We start from the raw sequence: 3,116 nt of genomic DNA, 5'->3' as shown, positions 1-3,116 counted from the left end.
ATCCAACTCGGTGCGGGCGGGCAGGGTCGGGTCGCCGATCCGGTGGGTGATCGCGGCGGTGCCGGGCTCGCGGGCGCGGGCGCTGGCGACGACGGCGTACCCCTGCTCGGCGAGGCGGGACAGGGCGGCCCAGACCGCCTGCCGCTCGGGGGCGTCGGATCCGGCGTCCACGTCGTCGGCGACGATCAGGTTGGGGCCGCTCAGGCTGGCCAGCACCAGGCCGAGCACCTGACGCTCGACGGGGGTGAGGTCGCGGCCGTACCGGTCGGGGTCGAGCGGGGTGTCGGTGAAGCCCGCGCCGGCGATGGCGGCGGCGAAGGCGTCCCGCCGGTACGCCCGGCGGGCCCGGACGGCGGCGACCGGCACGAGCTGCCGGCGGCGGCGCGGCACCGGCCCGAGCAGCAGCAGCCGCTCCTGGATGTGCTCGGCCACGGTCAGCGTCGGGTCGGGTTCGTGCACCCCGGCGACCTGGCCGAGCGCGGCCGGTCCGCGCCGGCGCAGCTCGCCGTGGGTGTGCGGGAAGCGGCCGGCCAGGGCGAGCAGCAGGGAGGTACGCCCGCTGCCGGGCGGCCCGGTCACCGCGTGCAGCTCACCGGATTCGGCGGTGAGGTCGACGTCCCGGTACATCCAGCCTCGGCGGGTCCGCAGCCCCAGCCCGCTGGCCTCGACGATCTTCATCGTCCCATCCCGACTTCGTTGAACTGACTAGTCAGTATAAAAACATGGTCAGCATAGCCGCGAACGTCCGGTTCGAGGCCAGTCAGCGGGACGTGATCCCGGCCATGCCCGGCCGGGCGCCGCTCAGAAGAGCACGGTGGCGAGCGTGCCGACCGGCCGGAAGCCGCAGCGCTCGTAGACCCGGCGGGCGGGCAGGTTGAAGTCGTTGACGTAGAGGCTGACCGTCGGCGCAACCCGGATCAACGCGTCCCGGACCACCGCCGCCATCGCCGCGGTGGCGATCCCCCGACCCCGCCACTCCGGCGCGACCCAGACCCCCTGGACCTGGGCGGTCCGCCGGGTCACCACGGCCAGCTCGGCCTTGAAGACCACCTTGCCGTCGACGAACCGGGCGTAGGCGCGGCCCGCGCGGACCAGGTCGGCCACCCGCCGCCGGTAGCCGCGCCCGCCGTCCTCGGCCAGCGGCGAGACCCCGACCTCCTCGGTGTACATGGCCACCGCCGCCGGGAAGAGCCGGTCGATCTCGCCCCCGCGCACCCGCCGCACCTCCGGGTCGCCCGCCACCGCGGGCAGCGCGTCCGTGGCCAGCAGCGGCTGGTTGGGGCGTACGTCCCGGGCCGGCCCCCACTGCCCGGAGAGGCGGTCCCAGAGGCCGAGCACCGCGTCCGCCCGCCCGACGATCGACGAGCAGAGCCGCTCCTCGGTGCCGAGCTGCTCGGCGAAGGCCGCGACCGCCGACTCGGTGGCGAGCACCGGGGTCAGGTTGCCGCCCAGCCAGCAGATCGACTCCAGGTTGCGCCGGGCCCCGTAGCCGAGGATCCGGCCGTCGGCCCGCCACCAGGCCAGCCCGCGGGCGGCGACCCGCTCGGCCACCTGCGCGCCCGCGAACGGATCGAGGTCGAGCAGCCGCTCGACCGCGCGGCGCTCCGATTCCCCCAGTTGACGTACCGGCACCGTCAGCACGGTTACCAGCCTGCCAGATCGGCCCGGTGGCGCGCGGGTCGACCTGAGGACCCGCTCAGCCAACCGGGACCGGCGCGGGCGCCGGCTCGGCCGGGCGGGACCGCCGCGCCCACCCCACGACGGGCGGCACCAGCAGCCCGAGCAGGAGGAACAGCGCGCCCAGCAGCAGCCAGCCCGGCACTCCCCAGCCGACCGCCAGGGTGGTGACCACCACCGGGGCGACCATCCCGCCGAGCTGCATGCCCATCCCGTACGCGCCCTGGTACTGCCCCTGCGCGTGGGCCGGGGCCAGGCCGAAGGAGATCCCCCAGCCCGCCGCCGCGTGCCACAGCTCGCCGATGACGTGCACGAACGCCCCGGCCAGCAGCAGCGCCACCGCGGCCGCCGCCGACACGCCCCCACTGGCGGCGAAGAGCCCGCAGGCGACCGCGATGACCGCGCCGCCCCGGCGGGCGGCCCGGGCCGCCCCGGCCAGGTCCTCGGTGCCACGCGAGGCGCGGACCTGGAAGAGCACCACGATGACGGTGTTGACCAGCATGCAGCCCGAGACGAGCCAGTCCGGGGCGGCGGTGTGGTCGGCGATCCAGAGCGGCAGGGCGATGTTGATCAGCCCGAAGTGCATCGAGAGCAGCCCGTCGAGGACGGTGAAGGCCAGGAAGGGGCGGTCCCGCAGGGCGATCAGCCGCGGCCCGTGCGTCGGCGCGGGGACCGGCGGTACGGCCGGCAGCCGGAGCAGGATCGCCGCCGCGAGCAGGTACGTCACGCAGTCGAGCAGGATCAGGGTCACGTACCCGGCCCGGCTGTCCGCGGCGAGACCGAAGCCGGCGACCACGGCGCCGACCGAGATCCCGACGTTGGTGACGGCCCGCAGCCAGGCCCGGGTACGCACCCGCTGGTCGGCGGGGACGGCCCCGGCGATCAGCGCGCCCCGCGCGCCCCGGCTGGCCGCGTCGGCGACCGCCATCAGCATGCCGACGACGAGGAAGGCTGGGAAGGACCGGACGGCGACCAGGGCGGCGGTGAAGGCGCTGGAGGCGAGCAGCGCGGCGAGCTTGATGCCGCGCGGGCCGTACCGGTCGGCGAGATAGCCCATCGGGGTGCTGGCCACCAGGCTGACCAGCGCGGTGATGGTGAGGCCGACGCCGACCTGGGCCACGGTCAGGCCGACCGAACGGGTCAGGAAGAGTGCGCTGACGGTCAGCCAGGTGCCCCGGCCGACGGTGTTGACCAGGGTGGAGAGGGCGAGGGTCCGGGCCGGGCCCGGTTCGGGAAGCAGGCGCACGCCGGCAGCTTAGCAAGACGTACGTACGGTTTGCGGTCCTGCCCCAAGTTCGTCTTGTCGCCGATGCGTTGCCGATATATCGTCGATGCATCGGCGACACTACGACGATAGGAGAGTCCGATGGGATTCCACGGACGGATGCACGCGATGCACGAGGCCCGGATGCGCGGCTTCGGCTTCCCCCCGTTCCTTG

At 74.9% G+C, this 3,116-nt stretch carries 3 protein-coding genes; all 3 read right to left on the bottom strand.

The annotated features are described in order from the left end of the window. The coding region (locus DKT69_RS36820) for an ATP-binding cassette domain-containing protein (protein WP_109805959.1) at positions 1-678 on the bottom strand (678 nt) is incomplete at its 3' end. A 123-nt stretch (positions 679-801) separates the two neighbouring features. After that, complete coding sequence (locus DKT69_RS36815; RefSeq protein WP_109805958.1) at positions 802-1,641, bottom strand: GNAT family N-acetyltransferase; 840 nt, start codon at positions 1,639-1,641, stop codon at positions 802-804. Positions 1,642-1,696: 55 nt separating this feature from the next. Beyond that, the gene (locus tag DKT69_RS36810) at positions 1,697-2,923 is read right to left on the bottom strand and encodes an MFS transporter (RefSeq protein WP_109805957.1); all 1,227 of its coding nucleotides are present in this window, start codon (positions 2,921-2,923) and stop codon (positions 1,697-1,699) included. Positions 2,924-3,116 lie beyond the last annotated feature (193 nt).

It is taken from the genome of Micromonospora sicca (genome assembly GCF_003172935.1).
Lineage (GTDB): Bacteria > Actinomycetota > Actinomycetes > Mycobacteriales > Micromonosporaceae > Micromonospora > Micromonospora sicca.
This window is presented reverse-complemented; position numbering and strand designations above follow the sequence as displayed.